This is a genomic window from Sporosarcina sp. P3, from assembly GCF_002743415.1.
Lineage (GTDB): Bacteria > Bacillota > Bacilli > Bacillales_A > Planococcaceae > Sporosarcina > Sporosarcina ureae_A.
Genome location: NZ_PDZE01000010.1, coordinates 52,475 through 66,394, shown reverse-complemented (window position 1 = coordinate 66,394; position 13,920 = coordinate 52,475). Strand labels below are relative to the sequence as shown.

Here is a 13,920-nt window from a genome sequence, read left to right as displayed (position 1 = left end):
TCTATCTTTTTTTACTAATTAGGTGATCATTTGCTTACAAGCTGGTTGATTCATTCGTTTATATTATAATGATCAACCATTTATTAACCAGTTTATTTGCAATGGAATAAGGGAAAGATTAGAACAAATTGATTATGAAAAGAGGTGGAGACACTGAATAAAGTATTTGCTATTATGGCGTTTACAGGCGTGCCTCTAGTATTTATAGCGTCATTCTTGAATTGGTCAGATTTATGGATGTTTGCGCTATGTTGTTACAGTATTATTGCGCTAGCTGGATTCATCGGAAGAGCAACAGAAAGTTTAGCGATTGTCAGTGGACCACGGATTGGTGGTTTATTAAATGCAACATTCGGTAATGCGGTAGAACTTATTATTTCTATATTTACGTTAAAAGCCGGATTAATTGCGATCGTACTGGCGTCGTTGACAGGTTCTGTTTTAGGTAACTTATTATTGGTACTAGGTTTATCGTTTTTCGCAGGTGGCCTGAAGCATAAAAGACAGAATTTCAATATTTTTGACGCTCGATTTAATTCCGCATTATTAATTTTTGCGATTGTCGTGGCGTTTGTGATTCCCGAAGTCTTCTCGATGACGATGGATACTAGAACTGGACTGAACCTGAGTGTCGGGATTTCAATCATACTGATCTTAATTTACTTGGCAGGTTTGGTATTTAAATTATTTACACACCGTGGCGTATTCGGTTCTGAAAGTCATGAGACAGATGAAGTACCAGAGTGGACAAAGAAGAAGTCCATAGTGGTACTTTTAGTTGCAACGGTAGCTGTTGCGTTTGTTTCTGAAAAACTCGTGCACACATTTGGTACGCTAGGTGAAAAATTTGGCTGGTCAGAATTGTTTATCGGTGTCATCATCGTCGCAATTGTTGGAAACGCTGCAGAGCATTCATCTGCGATTACGATGGCGATGAAGAACAAAATGGATGTATCGGTGGAAATTGCGATAGGCTCTACATTGCAGGTGGCGATGTTTGTAGCTCCGGTTCTTGTGCTGATTTCATTAATGATGCCCACCGCAATGCCGCTTGTATTCACGTGGCCCGAATTGATTGCTATGATTACTGCCACATTACTAGTTGTTAATATTTGTCAAGATGGAGAGTCCAATTGGTTTGAAGGGCTTGTGCTATTCTCAGCTTACTTAATAATGGGTATTGGATTTTTCTTGTTATAAGTATAAAAACCGATTCGCTTAAAAATAGCGAATCGGCTTTTATCAAGATAGGCGTTGCTTGAAATCTTCATAACCAAATTGTTTTACAATGTTGATCTCATTATTCGCAGTATGGAGGACGATAGACGGCAGATTGACTCCGTTAAACGTATTGTTCTTCACCATCGAATAATGCGCCATGTCGCAAAACACTAGACGGTCACCAGGTCTTAATGGCTGATCAAATGAATAATTGCCAATGACATCACCCGCAAGACAGGTTGGCCCGCCTAACCGATAAGTATGGGCTTTTTCACCCGATAAGCCTGCTCCGACAATCTCAGGACGATAAGGCATCTCCAGAACGTCTGGCATATGGCAGGAAGCCGATGTATCGAGTATGGCAATTGGCATGCCATTATGCATTGTATCGAGCACAGTGGCAACGAGGAAGCCGGTGTTTAGTGCAACCGCTTCGCCTGGCTCCAAGTACACATCAAGTTGATACTTATCCTGCATAAATCGAATAGAGCGGATTAAGGTATCGATATCATAGTCAGGACGTGTAATATGATGACCGCCACCGAAATTAATCCACTTCATCTTCTGTAAATAAGGACCAAATTCTTCATTAATAATTTGAATCGTGCGCCATAACGTATCGGAGTTCTGTTCACACATCGTATGGAAGTGCAGGCCAGTGATACCGTCCAGCTGGTCTGCTTCAAATTTTTCTAATGTGACACCAAACCGTGAGTACGAAAAGCAAGGGTTGTACATGTCAGTTTCAATCTCCGAGTACTCAGGATTGATCCGGATTCCGCATTCAATGGGTTTTTCCTGCTCCTGAACTTGGCTCTTGAACTGCTTCCATTGCGCAAATGAATTGAATACCAAATGATCAGAGTAGTGAAGGATTTCCTCAAACTCGTCTTCGTGGAAAGCAGGTGCATAGGTGTGTACTTCTTTTCCCATTTCTTCAAAGCCTAGACGCGCTTCAAATAGACCACTTGAAGTAACACCATGTAAATACTGTCCAATTAACGGGTAGACTTCAAACATCGAAAATCCTTTTTGTGCAAGTAGGATCTTGCATCCTGTTTGATCGATAACGGATTTCAGTTTTTCTAAGTTAGCAATTAGCAATTTTTCATCAACAACATAACTAGGTGAAGGGACTGCTTGTACATCAAAGTTCATACTATTCTCCTCAGTCTATCAAAGTAGGATTGAAGTCTTCGTGCCAAGGTAAACCATACTCATTCAGCGCATCCATGAATGGATCTGGATCGAACTCTTCAATATTGAAGACGCCTGGCTTTTTCCACTTGCCTGTTAACATCATCATCGCACCGATCATAGCCGGTACACCTGTTGTATAGGAAATAGCTTGTGATCCTACTTCACGATAGCACTCCTGGTGATCACAAATATTGTAAACGTAATACGTTTTGGGCTCGCCGTCTTTCGTACCTTGGTAGATACAACCGATATTCGTTTTTCCTTTCGTACGCGGTCCAAGAGAAGCGGGGTCCGGTAGTACAGCTTTTAGGAATTGTAGCGGAACGATTTGTTGACCTTCGAATTCAATCGGTTCGATGGACGTCATACCCACATTTTCAAGTACACGTAGATGCATTAAATACTTTTCGGAGAACGTCATCCAGAAACGAATTTTATTTACACCGGTAATATTTTTCGCTAAAGATTCAAGTTCCTCATGGTATAGCAAGTAGACGTCTTTCGGTCCGATTTCAGGTAAATCATAGACGCGTTTCACTTCGAGTGGTTCTGTTTCGATGAACTCTCCGTTTTCGTAGTAGCGTCCATTTGCTGTGATTTCACGGATGTTTATTTCTGGGTTAAAGTTAGTGGCAAATGGATAGCCATGGTCGCCTGCGTTCGCATCAACGATATCAATCGTATGGATTTCATCGAAGTAATGCTTCAATGCGTAAGCGGAGAACACACCCGTTACGCCAGGGTCGAAACCGCTACCGAGCAATGCTGTAATACCTGCTTCTTCAAACTTTTCTTTATAAGCCCACTGCCATTTATATTCGAATTTCGCTGTATCAAGCGGCTCGTAGTTGGCAGTATCCAGATAGTCTACTTTCGTTTCGAGACATGCATCCATGATTGTCAAATCCTGATAAGGCAATGCGACATTAATGACGATGTCCGGTTTGAATTCATTGATTAACGCAACGAGTTCGGGCACATTATCCGCATCAACTTGTGCAGTTTGGATTTTGGTGCGTCCGCCATCCAGCTTTTCTTTCAACGCATCACATTTAGACTTTGTACGACTTGCGATACAGATTTCTTCAAATACATCTGGTACCTCACAACACTTATGCGCGACGACACTTGCTACGCCGCCTGCTCCAATAATTAATGCTTTACTCATTAAAGACACCACCATTTTCGTTATTTTTATTTATTGCAATTGTTAATTCACGCAACACTTTACAGGCAACAGCGGTCGATACGCCGCTTTGATCATAGACAGGGGACAGCTCATTAATATCACAGGCAACGATATTCAAACCGCTGACTGTCAAAATCGCTTTTAGCAATTCAATAAAGCTCACGCCACCCGCTTCCGGTGTACCGGTTCCAGGGAATACGGAAGGATCCAGTACATCAAGATCAATCGTCAAGTAGACGGGTTTACCTTGTAGTTTTTCAACCGTATTTTCAAGACCATCAAAATTAAATTTATTCATGAACACATGCTGCTGAGCCGCCCATTCAAATTCAGGACGATCACCGGAACGAATGCCGTATTGAAAGATTTTATTATCGCCGAGCAAGTCCCAAATTCTGCGTATGACCGTGGCGTGGGACAGATGCTGATCCAAATAATCTTCGCGCAAATCGGTATGTGCATCGAATTGAAGAACATGCAGGTCTGGATACTTTTCCGCAACAGCACGTACAGCGCCCAGGGTCACTAAATGTTCGCCGCCAATCATGCAAGGGACTTTTCCGTCTTTCAGAACAAGTGAAGTGAACTCTTCAATTTGCTCCAGCGCACGTTCCGTATTACCAAAACTCAGTTCTAGATCGCCACCGTCGAATAATGAGTAATCCGTTAAATCGGCTTCTTGATAAGGACTGTATGTCTCGAGACCGAATGATTCACTGCGCATCACTTTACTAGCAAAGCGCGTGCCAGGACGAAAAGAGGTTGTGGAATCGAAAGGAGCACCGAAAATTACGAATGAAGAATTCTCGTATTCTGCATCGAAACCTAAAAATGTTTCTATATTTTTATTTAGCATGAATCAGTAACTCCTTAACATAATTCGGCAAGGCGAACGAGCCGACATGCAGTTTTGTATTATAATATTTTGTTTGTAAACCAAGTGCATTCCAAGCATCGGCATCCAAATCTTCTATCGGGTCATATTTCTTAGAAGCCAAACCGAACAGCCAGTGCCCGGATGGATAGGTTGGAATATGTGCTTGATAGACTTTAGAAACGGGGAAGAACCCCATAATACTTTTATGTGCTCGCTGCATACCGCGCGCGTCTTCAGCGTAGAAGGGACTTTCATGCTGGTTCACAAGAATGCCTTGTTCGTTCAAAGCTTTATAGCAATTGCCATAAAATTCTTTCGTAAAGAGACCTTCACCAGGCCCGAATGGATCGGTGGAATCAACAATAATCAAATCATAGGCATTCTCTTGCTGACGGACGAATTTCAGACCGTCCTCAAAGTAGAGTGTAACGCGCGGATCCGTCAGTTGGGCTGCGGTTTGCGGTAAAAACCTTTGGCATACTTTCACAACCTGCTCATCAATCTCCACCATATCGATTTGTTTAATCGAAGGGTAGCGCGTCAATTCGCGTACAGTGCCACCATCACCTGCACCGATAACCAATACCTTCTGGATGGAAGGATTGGTGGCCATTGGCACGTGAACAATCATATCGTGATAAATGAATTCGTCTTTCTCCGTCACCATGACATAGCCATCTAATGCCAAAATTCTACCGAACTCCGTCGTTTGAAAGACATCGATTTTCTGGAACTCACTCGTCGCAGTATATAAATGTTCTTCAACGCGAAAGGAAAAGCGGGTATGAGGTGAATGATCTTCAGTAAACCATAGGTTCATCAAACGTCCTCCTTTACTACGTTAATATAATTCACGTTCGAATCTTCGGTACCAGTTAGGAAACAACCTTTGTCTTTGCAGTAGTCGATATATTCAATTATTTCATTTGTGATTCGTTCTCCAGGTGCCACAATAGGGATGCCAGGTGGATAGCACATGACGAATTCACTTGCGACTCGTCCAGCAGATTCAGCTAGCAATACTATCTCCTTATCCGCGTAAAATGCCTGTTGAGGAGACTGAACAATTTCGGGATTGATATATTCATGGTCAAATAAAGAACTAGGATCCTTTTTATAACGACGATTGATTTCCGCTAGTGCCGCAACCAATCGTTCAAGATCCAACGTGCGGTCTCCGACTGAAATATAGGCGAGGATATTCGCTACGTCTCCGAACTCGATTTGGATATCGTATTCATCACGTAAAATATCATACACTTCAATGCCGGCCAGTCCCATTTGTCGCGTGTGAATCGATAGTTTGGACTCATCGAAATCATAGACTGTATCACCGTTGATCAACTCTTTGGAATAAGCGTAATAGCCACCGATCTGATTGACTTCATCGCGAGTATATTGCGCCATTTTAATCACTTTATCGAAGATTTCCTGACCGTATAATGCGAGATTTTTACGTGAAATATCCAATGACGACATCAATAGATAAGATCCGCTCGTAGTCTGCGTCAGGTTAATAATTTGTCGCGTATAGCCTTCACTTACCTCATTATTAATTAATAAAAATGAACTTTGCGTTAAAGATCCACCTGATTTATGCATACTAATGGATGCCATATCCGCACCGACGGACATCGCGGAAGCAGGCAATTTGTCATTAAAATAAAAATGTGTACCATGTGCTTCATCCACTAACACGAGCATACCGTGTGCGTGTGCTAGATCAGTAATGGCTTGCAGATTCGAGCAGATACCGTAATAAGTTGGATTATTAATAAGAATTGCTTTGGCATCAGGGTGATCCACGATTGCTTTCTTTACTTCATCTACCGCCATGCCGAGTGGAATGCCAAGGTCTTCCTGGACTCCAGGATTCACATAGATGGGAACAGCACCACTTAAGATCAAAGCGTTGATTGCACTGCGATGAACATTTCGTGGCATGATGATTTTCTCTCCTGCTTTACAAGCCGTCATAACCATAGCTTGTACGGCAGAGGTCGTCCCATTTACGAGCAAGAAGGCGTGCTTCGCGCCAAACGCATCTGCAGCCAATTCTTCAGCTTCATGTATGACAGAGACAGGATGACATAAATTATCGAGAGGCTTCATGGAATTCACGTCATGATGCAAGCAAGTCTCCCCAAGGAAATCTGCAAGTTCTTTATTGCCACGTCCATGTTTGTGTCCGGGTACATCAAAAGGAACGACACGTGCTTCTTGATATTGCTGCAATGCTTCCATAATTGGAACGCGATGTTGTGGTAATTTCAATGGTCTCTTCTCACTCACTTTCATAGACATTGGAACCGCTGTAGATTTCAATCATCTCTTTGCGGAGATTATGAGAGATTAGAAGGCGTTCTTTCGGCGGTATTTCTGAAACGTCTTTGTTGAATAAGTAATCTTGCAAATCAATCTCTTTAATGAGTAATTTCGTATGGAAGATATTTGATTGGTAAACGTTCACATCGATCGCATCATACATTTGCAATGTTTTTTGGTCAATGAAGTCTTGGATTGATGTGATCGCATGATCCATAAAGAGTTTTTTTCCGTCGACTGAACGTGTAAATCCACGTACGCGATAATCTGCGGTAATGATATCCGAATCAAAGCTTCCAATCAGGTAGTCGAGGGCGTTCAATGGAGAAATTTCTCCACACGTCGACACGTCTATATCTACACGAAATGTGGCAATGGAGTTATCGGGATGATACTCAGGATACGTATGGACGGTCACGTGGCTTTTGTCTAAATGACTGACGACGGAGTCTTTATCGGGCATGATAGGAATCGCACCTTGATTGCAAGAGGGATCAATTTGTGATGCAGGGAATTTCTCCTCTGAAATCATCAAGGTTACACTGGCACCTTGCGGATCGTAGTCTTGTTTACTGACATTCAATACATGAGCCCCAATCATGTCAGTGACATCGTAGAGAATTTTCGTTAAACGTTCCGAATTGTATTGCTCATCTATATAGGCGATATACTCACTTTGCTCTCTTCTACTTTTTGCATAGCTTACATCGTAAATGTTGAAGCTAAGAGTTTTGGTGAGGTTGTTAAAGCCGTAGAGCTTCAGCTTATTTTCCAACCGTAATATCCATCCTTTCTATCTAAAGTGTGTAAAGTCTTGTACGCATAAAAAAGTCCCTCTCCAATCCACATGAAATAATACCAACATGACAGATTGGAGAGGGACCTTTACTCTGTTTCGCTTGTTGATATAAGAATAGAGAGTGTCTCTATTCCATTACATAACAGGTGATTGGATTGGCATAATGCTCACAGGTACTCTTCCTAAATTAAAAAACTTATGAAATTGATTTCATTATAAAGGAAAAAGTATAAAAAATATATACTTTTTACTGAAAAGTATTAGAAAACAGGAATTTTATTGCGGATGGCAAAAAGCTTTGAATTGTCGTCAGAACATCTTTACGATATGGTATATAAAACAATCACTACATCATTAGGAGGTAATGAAATGAACGATACGACAGTGGAATACTTGGAACAAGTTCGACAAGATTTCGAGACAAGTCCTTTTTGGAAATTTGCAGGTCTACAAACACAAAAATTAGAAGCGGGCAATGTGGAATTATTTTTACCTTATCGTCAAGACTATGATAATGTACGCGGAACCATTCACGGTGGTATGTATATGTCCGTTCTCGATACGACGATGGGAATGCTCTGTCGTTCGATGGGTGCAAATGATGTTATGACGATACAAATGGCAACGCAATTTCTAAAGCCAGTCGTTCAGGAATCTGTCTATTCAAAAGCTGCTGTCATCAATAGAACACGATCTACAGCTTTGGTCGAAGGGACATTATTCAACGAGAAAGATGAATTAGTTGCTCACTGTACTGCTACATTCAAGTTGAAATAACTGTTAATAACTGGGGAATGATACATAAGTGTCTAGCCTAATAATTAAACAGCAGCCAAGCATAAATACCTGGCTGCTGCTCAGTGAATTATCCTTTTGGAATGAACGTACCACAATCTGTTTCGGCTGAGTCTTTTGCTTTTCTACCTTTTCGTGTAATCACTTTGATTTCATCTGCTCCACATTGATTACCTGATTCCCAAAAATGACAGTTCGTTACTTCACATAATACGTCTTTAGCCAATTGACCCACCTCCTTTTCACTAGCATATCCAGAAACACTGCATACATACTGGAGACAGGGAAGTAGTACATTATGACAACTTTGGAGGAGAACACATGGTTATTGTACAAGATATTGCGACTCCACGTTTACAGAATTACTTGGAATTCGTGCGTGATCCTATAGCTTTTTTTACGCGGGTTCAGCCGCTTGGCGATGTGATTTCATTGAAGACAGGCATATCCCCGACGTTTGTGGTCAACAGCCCCGAAGCTATTCGAGAAATCTTGATTCGTCAAGATCAGTCATTTGTCAAAGGCCGGACAACGACTGTGTTGCAGAGAACGGTAGGAGAAGGTTTACTAACGACGGAAGGTGAGCGCCATGCAACGCAGAAGAAATATATTCAGCCAGCGTTCTATAAAGATGTACTGGAGTGCTACGCCCATGCGATCATTGATGAAACGGATAAGCTAGTCGAACGTCTTGAGCATGAACAGGAAGTGGATATACATACTGTAATGATGCGTTTAACATTGTCAATCATTACACGAACGATGTTCTCAACAGATGTCTCGGCAGAAGAGAAAGAGCTTGCAGACGCTGTCACGACAACGATTGAGCAAAGTGTCAAAATTTTATTCAGTCCTGTGATAATTCCCGCTTCAGTTCCGACTAGAACCAATTTAAAACATAAAGAAGCGATCCAGACACTTGAAGCTATGATTGACGATGTATTAATTGCTGCGAAAGAACATCCTGAATGGTTTGAAGGTTCATTGCTTGGCATGATGAGAGCGGTGACAGATGAGAATGGAAACAGATTGCCAGACAAAGAAGTACGCGATCAGATGATGACTATGTTGTTGGCAGGTCATGAAACGACAGCAAACTTATTGGGCTGGTTATTTGCTGAAATCGCAAGGCATCCTGAAGTAGAGAGACGTCTGATGGAAGAATTGGAAACCGCACAATTGGTAGGAAATCCATTTAATTGGATGCGAGAATTACCGTATATACAGCAAATTATTGAAGAAGGCTTGCGGCTTTACCCTCCGGCCTGGTTGATCTATCGGGAACTTGAGGAACCTGTTGAGATGTTTGGAAGATCCTTCAAAAAGGGAAGCACGTTTATGATCTGTCCGTATGCGATTCATCGTAATGAAGAGGTGTTTCGCGATGCGAATTCATTTGACCCGAATCGGTTTGCTGCAGGTAATAAGTATGCACCATTTAGTTACTTTCCGTTCGGTGGCGGATCTCGCAGTTGCATCGGTTCGAGATTTGCGATGCTCGAAGCGACTCTCATCTTGGCGGTACTATATAAAAAGTTTGTATTCCGTAATGTTCGATTGCAAACGCCTGTTCCAGAACCGTTGATTTCATTACGGATAAAGGATGGCTGGCCGATGAAGGTAGAAAAGCGTGGATGACTAACGTGAACAATCATTCGTGTCATATAAAAACAGCGACCATCAAAAAGATGGTCGCTGTTTTGCTAGTGATCAGATACACACTGCCGCCTCTTTAGGAGTCGGCAACTCGACGATGCGCTGTACTTCGTCACCTTCTAGCGTTTCTTCTTTATACAAAGCATTGACCAATTCTTCAAATTGATACTCGTGCTCCTTAATGAGCGTTTCTGTCTTTTTCGCGGCTTGATTAAACAGCATTTGCATTTTTTCTTCTCTATCGGCTTTATTGAAGATCAAAGAAAATCCTTCTTGGAACAATCCAGTGTTCACCATACGCTCAAGAATATCTTTGGCCTGTTCCACGTCGCCTCCAACACCAATACTGTGCTCACCTAAATAGAGACGCTCTGCAATGCCGCCCGCTAAGATCATACTAACTTGATCAAGCAATTCGCTGGCTGTAGACAAATGCAGTTCTTTTTGAATAGGGGCTACATAACCGAGTGCTTGGCCTCTTGGAATGATCGTTGCTTTTCTAACGGAGCCTGGCTTTGTAAGAGCCGCGATCATGGCGTGTCCGGACTCGTGAATAGCTACACGTCGCTTCGTTTCTTGATCGCTTAATGTGCGCGCTGTATTTCCAAGGATTGTCCGGTCAATTGCGAAATCCAAATCATGCTTCTCGATAAGTTTTCGACCCTCTCGAATGGCGCGGCGGCTGGCTGTCTCAAACAAACTGCTAATTTCTGCACCAGAAAAACCTGAAGTGCTGTCTGCAAGTGTATCAAGAGACGCGACTACGTTAGGTGCCAGCGTTCTGCCGTTTGTATGGATATCGATAATTTCACGACGACCTTTTGTGTCTGGCAATTGAACGTTAAAAGTAAAGTCAATACGTCCCGGACGCAAGAATGCATCATCCAACATATCTTTTCGATTCGTTGCGGCTATGAATAGTATGCCATCATTATCGTTTCCACCATCAAGTTGAACAAGCAATTCAGTTAAAGTCTTTTCAGATTCTTCTCCACCGTGTTCTTTTCGTTTTCCAGCCAATGCGTCTACTTCATCAATAAAAATGACAGCAGGACGTTGCTTGCGGGCATTTTCAAAAAGTGTACGCACACGTGAAGCCCCAACACCTACAAATAATTCAGTGAAGGCTGCACCGCTTGAAGAATAAAAAGTAGCCCCTATTTCTTTCGCGATAGCTTGAGCTAATAACGTTTTACCTGTTCCGGGAGGTCCATACAGTAAAATACCTTGAGGCAATGCAATGCCCATTTTTTTCGCTGCTTCAGGATGTTTGAATACTTCTAACGTCTGTAGTATCTCTTCTTTCATTTCTTGAGGGATTCCACCGATATCGTCCATTGTAATATCAGGAAGAGGAGTCGCTTTTGATGCTTGATGTTTCATACCCGACGCACCAATATTGAGCTTCCCTTTTTTGTGAAGAATAAAAAGTGTCAGAAGAGCTGCTAATACGAGTCCGCCAAAAATCCAACCACCCGCTGAATTTGCTGGCTTATATTGATAGGACACATTATATTTTTGTACCAAGTCGTCGACTAATGTACTTTGTGGACGCACCATCGTGCTGTATGTTATGTGATCTACTGTAATCGATAATTTTCCTTTAGCTGTTTCATTTAGTAAGACATTAGCGCCTGATTGTTCAGCAATCAGTTTTTCCATCTGAGCAAAAGATACTTCTTTTCCTCCAGGGGATTGTAAATAGTTCCAAGTGACACCTGCAACGATCGCCGTGACAAAGAGGGCTACGACTAAGATCTTTGATGCTAATTTTGAAATAGGCTTCAAGGCCAGCTCCAGCTCCTTTAATGAATTACTTAAATTATACAAAAAGATAGGAGTATTGAACAGTGTGTAAACTAAATAAATAGTTACAAATTCAAGGCAGTGTGAGAAAGTACCTAAAAACGAAGGAGTGGAGTTGCATTTCTAATTTTTACTGGAGGTATAGTATGGAGGTTAGTAAGTGTTCGCATTCTAGATCCGCTTCGGTACGTGGGGAATTACCCCGTAGTTATGCCTGCGCTCCACTTACTGTGCATCATAACGTAGCCCAAACACTGCTCCTCACTCCGTTCCAAAACAGCGTAAACTAACAAAAAAGAAGCCGTTACTGCAAGTCGTGTACTTCACGACTTGCAGTAACGGCTTCCACTATTTCAATAAAATCACCTACTTAGGCTGCACATTTTCTAGCACGGCAAAACCATCACGAACTTTTATCTTTGCGAGCAATTGGCCTTGGCGTGATAAATCTTCCAACTGCATACCTGTATTTTCAGCTACATAGAATCGATCTGGAAGGAAATTTGCATAATACATCTGATTGTCATCGATAGTATGTTCACCGTAGTAGTACATATCTCCTTTTAAAAACAACCCATCATTTGGTTTCTGATGTGTAACGGTCTTCAACCCGTATAAATCACCATCTTCCTGTTTTAATACTGCGTACACCGTCAACTTTCCAGTCTGATGTTTGGAGAATTCTTTAATGAGCGCAGGGTCAAGAAGTTCTTTTGAGAATTCTTCAATCGCAAACTGAAGACTGACATAATCACCGTAAAGTATATCGCGCGGATCTACAGGCACTGTTTCCAGTGTGATAGTTTTACCAGTATTCAGTGTGTATAAAGGCTTCCAAGTCATCGCGAATAGAAGGATGATGGGGATGATTAAAGCAACCAGAAATAAATTACGTTTATTCATCATGGCGTTTCACCGTCTCTCGTCGCGATTTTTCAAACCAGAATCCAAAACCAATTAACAACAACCCGCCTACGATGAAAAATAATGATTTTGGCATGAAGTTATAGGAAATATCCGTGTAATAGCGATAGATTAACGCACATGTGATCAGAATAGCTGGCAAGCTGTCTTTCTTTAGAAGATAAATCAATAAGACAATGAATATAGCAGTGAAGATATAAGGTGCAGAATCTTCAAATCGTAAATCATTCCATGTGAACGGGAAAGTCAGCATAATACCCGTGATGCCAAATAGTACGGAACCGGTCCAAGAAGATTCTGTACGATAGTGTTTAAAAGGCGCAAGTGCAAGAAGCACGCCTAATATGAAAATAATTAGTACAGATATCCATTCATCCACATGGAAGAACTCTAGCGTATTGACGATAAAAGCCGCACTAAGCAAAACATTCATGACGAACAACGAACTCTTTCTTCCGAATCGCGTTTCATTCATCCAAAATAGTAGAGGGATCAATAGAAGCAACCAAAAGGGATCGAAGCTTCCCATTTCATAAGTTGAGAAAGCACTAAAGCTATAGATAATAAAAAATGCACTAGCGAATACAGCAAGCAATTGATCTTTAAGATAATAGGCTAGTGGCAAGATCCCGATCCCCCATAATAGGAAGTCCGTGTACACCGTATGTTGTAAATGAAAGCTTTGACCAATCAGGAATATCCCAGCTCCGAAAATGGCAGCCCCGATATAGTACATACTGCGTGATGTTCGTTCGTATTCTCTTTCAAGCTTATATCCTGCAAAGTATGCCAAGATCATACCGAGAATAATTAATCCAAATTTAAAGAATGGCGTCAGTCCTGCCCAGTTACCTGCGATAAAACTCAGTATTCCGACCCCCACTAATATAGCCCCGAAAGCTAGCAAGACTCTCACGAAATTAGTGCTGCCTCTCGCTTCATATAGTGAGAGCATTTCTTTAGCATCCGCTTCTCCTATTTTGCCTTGCTGTTGTAGGAAAGAAAACTCTTGTTGCAAGAAAGTGAATTGTTGCTTACTGATTTTTCTTTTCACACAGATTCCCTCCTTTCAAACTAGTTACTAAGTAGACGCATCAATTTATTATATGTTACAGAATAATTAGAAAT

13 protein-coding genes are annotated in these 13,920 nt (G+C 41.6%); 3 read left to right on the top strand and 10 right to left on the bottom strand.

The window, feature by feature from the left end:
• The first annotated feature begins 153 nt into the window (after positions 1-153).
• Positions 154-1,200 carry a calcium/proton exchanger gene (gene cax / locus CSV61_RS12650; RefSeq protein WP_233193605.1) on the top strand — a complete coding sequence of 349 codons (1,047 nt, stop codon included), beginning with the start codon at positions 154-156 and terminating at the stop codon, positions 1,198-1,200.
• 42 nt (positions 1,201-1,242) lie between these two features.
• On the opposite strand, the gene nspC is transcribed toward cax, so the two are convergent.
• From nspC to speD, 6 genes are read right to left on the bottom strand one after another with little or no spacing between them, the layout of a single operon-like run.
• Positions 1,243-2,379, bottom strand: a complete 1,137-nt coding sequence (gene nspC, locus CSV61_RS12645) for a carboxynorspermidine decarboxylase (RefSeq protein WP_099639495.1) — start codon at positions 2,377-2,379, stop codon at positions 1,243-1,245.
• Between the two features lie 10 nt (positions 2,380-2,389).
• Positions 2,390-3,589 (bottom strand): saccharopine dehydrogenase family protein, encoded by a 1,200-nt coding sequence (locus tag CSV61_RS12640; protein ID WP_083033701.1) that lies wholly within the window; start codon positions 3,587-3,589, stop codon positions 2,390-2,392.
• Positions 3,582-4,466 (bottom strand): agmatinase, encoded by an 885-nt coding sequence (speB, locus tag CSV61_RS12635; RefSeq protein ID WP_099639494.1) that lies wholly within the window; start codon positions 4,464-4,466, stop codon positions 3,582-3,584. Before speB ends, CSV61_RS12640 begins: the two co-directional genes overlap by 8 nt.
• Entirely contained in the window at positions 4,456-5,307 is an 852-nt protein-coding gene (gene speE, locus CSV61_RS12630) for a polyamine aminopropyltransferase (protein WP_099639493.1), read from the bottom strand. The genes speB and speE overlap by 11 nt, the downstream gene beginning before the upstream one ends.
• Entirely contained in the window at positions 5,307-6,791 is a 1,485-nt protein-coding gene (locus CSV61_RS12625) for an aminotransferase class I/II-fold pyridoxal phosphate-dependent enzyme (RefSeq protein WP_099639492.1), read from the bottom strand. Before CSV61_RS12625 ends, speE begins: the two co-directional genes overlap by 1 nt.
• Positions 6,772-7,587 (bottom strand): adenosylmethionine decarboxylase, encoded by an 816-nt coding sequence (gene speD, locus CSV61_RS12620; protein WP_199173633.1) that lies wholly within the window; start codon positions 7,585-7,587, stop codon positions 6,772-6,774. Before speD ends, CSV61_RS12625 begins: the two co-directional genes overlap by 20 nt.
• A gap of 393 nt (positions 7,588-7,980) precedes the next feature.
• Here speD and CSV61_RS12615 point away from each other — a divergent pair, with 393 nt between their 5' ends.
• Complete coding sequence (locus CSV61_RS12615) at positions 7,981-8,388, top strand: PaaI family thioesterase (protein WP_083035923.1); 408 nt, start codon at positions 7,981-7,983, stop codon at positions 8,386-8,388.
• 88 nt (positions 8,389-8,476) lie between these two features.
• Here the strand turns inward: CSV61_RS12615 and CSV61_RS12610 are convergent, their stop codons facing one another.
• Positions 8,477-8,632, bottom strand: coding sequence for a DUF1540 domain-containing protein (locus CSV61_RS12610; protein WP_099639490.1), 156 nt, complete (start codon positions 8,630-8,632; stop codon positions 8,477-8,479).
• A gap of 95 nt (positions 8,633-8,727) precedes the next feature.
• Between CSV61_RS12610 and CSV61_RS12605 the strand changes: the two genes are divergently transcribed.
• Complete coding sequence (locus tag CSV61_RS12605; protein ID WP_099639489.1) at positions 8,728-10,044, top strand: cytochrome P450; 1,317 nt, start codon at positions 8,728-8,730, stop codon at positions 10,042-10,044.
• Between the two features lie 72 nt (positions 10,045-10,116).
• On the opposite strand, the gene CSV61_RS12600 is transcribed toward CSV61_RS12605, so the two are convergent.
• The 3 genes from CSV61_RS12600 to CSV61_RS12590 all read right to left on the bottom strand — a co-directional run bounded on the left by CSV61_RS12600 (position 10,117) and on the right by CSV61_RS12590 (position 13,846).
• Positions 10,117-11,850, bottom strand: a complete 1,734-nt coding sequence (locus CSV61_RS12600; RefSeq protein WP_099639488.1) for an AAA family ATPase — start codon at positions 11,848-11,850, stop codon at positions 10,117-10,119.
• A gap of 384 nt (positions 11,851-12,234) precedes the next feature.
• Entirely contained in the window at positions 12,235-12,771 is a 537-nt protein-coding gene (locus CSV61_RS12595; protein ID WP_158233852.1) for a GDYXXLXY domain-containing protein, read from the bottom strand.
• Positions 12,764-13,846: a DUF2157 domain-containing protein gene (locus tag CSV61_RS12590; RefSeq protein WP_099639486.1), complete on the bottom strand. Its 1,083-nt coding sequence runs from the start codon at positions 13,844-13,846 to the stop codon at positions 12,764-12,766. Before CSV61_RS12590 ends, CSV61_RS12595 begins: the two co-directional genes overlap by 8 nt.
• Positions 13,847-13,920: the final 74 nt, after the last annotated feature.

Excerpts from the sequence above, each read along its gene's own strand:
- nspC (WP_099639495.1), bottom strand. The coding sequence starts at position 2,379 with ATGAACTTTGATGTACAAGCAGTCCCTTCACCTAGTTATGTTGTTGAT.
- CSV61_RS12640 (WP_083033701.1), bottom strand. The coding sequence starts at position 3,589 with ATGAGTAAAGCATTAATTATTGGAGCAGGCGGCGTAGCAAGTGTCGTC.
- speB (WP_099639494.1), bottom strand. The coding sequence starts at position 4,466 with ATGCTAAATAAAAATATAGAAACATTTTTAGGTTTCGATGCAGAATAC.
- speE (WP_099639493.1), bottom strand. The coding sequence starts at position 5,307 with ATGAACCTATGGTTTACTGAAGATCATTCACCTCATACCCGCTTTTCC.
- CSV61_RS12625 (WP_099639492.1), bottom strand. The coding sequence starts at position 6,791 with ATGTCTATGAAAGTGAGTGAGAAGAGACCATTGAAATTACCACAACAT.
- CSV61_RS12615 (WP_083035923.1), top strand. The coding sequence starts at position 7,981 with ATGAACGATACGACAGTGGAATACTTGGAACAAGTTCGACAAGATTTC.
- CSV61_RS12605 (WP_099639489.1), top strand. The coding sequence starts at position 8,728 with ATGGTTATTGTACAAGATATTGCGACTCCACGTTTACAGAATTACTTG.
- CSV61_RS12595 (WP_158233852.1), bottom strand. The coding sequence starts at position 12,771 with ATGAATAAACGTAATTTATTTCTGGTTGCTTTAATCATCCCCATCATC.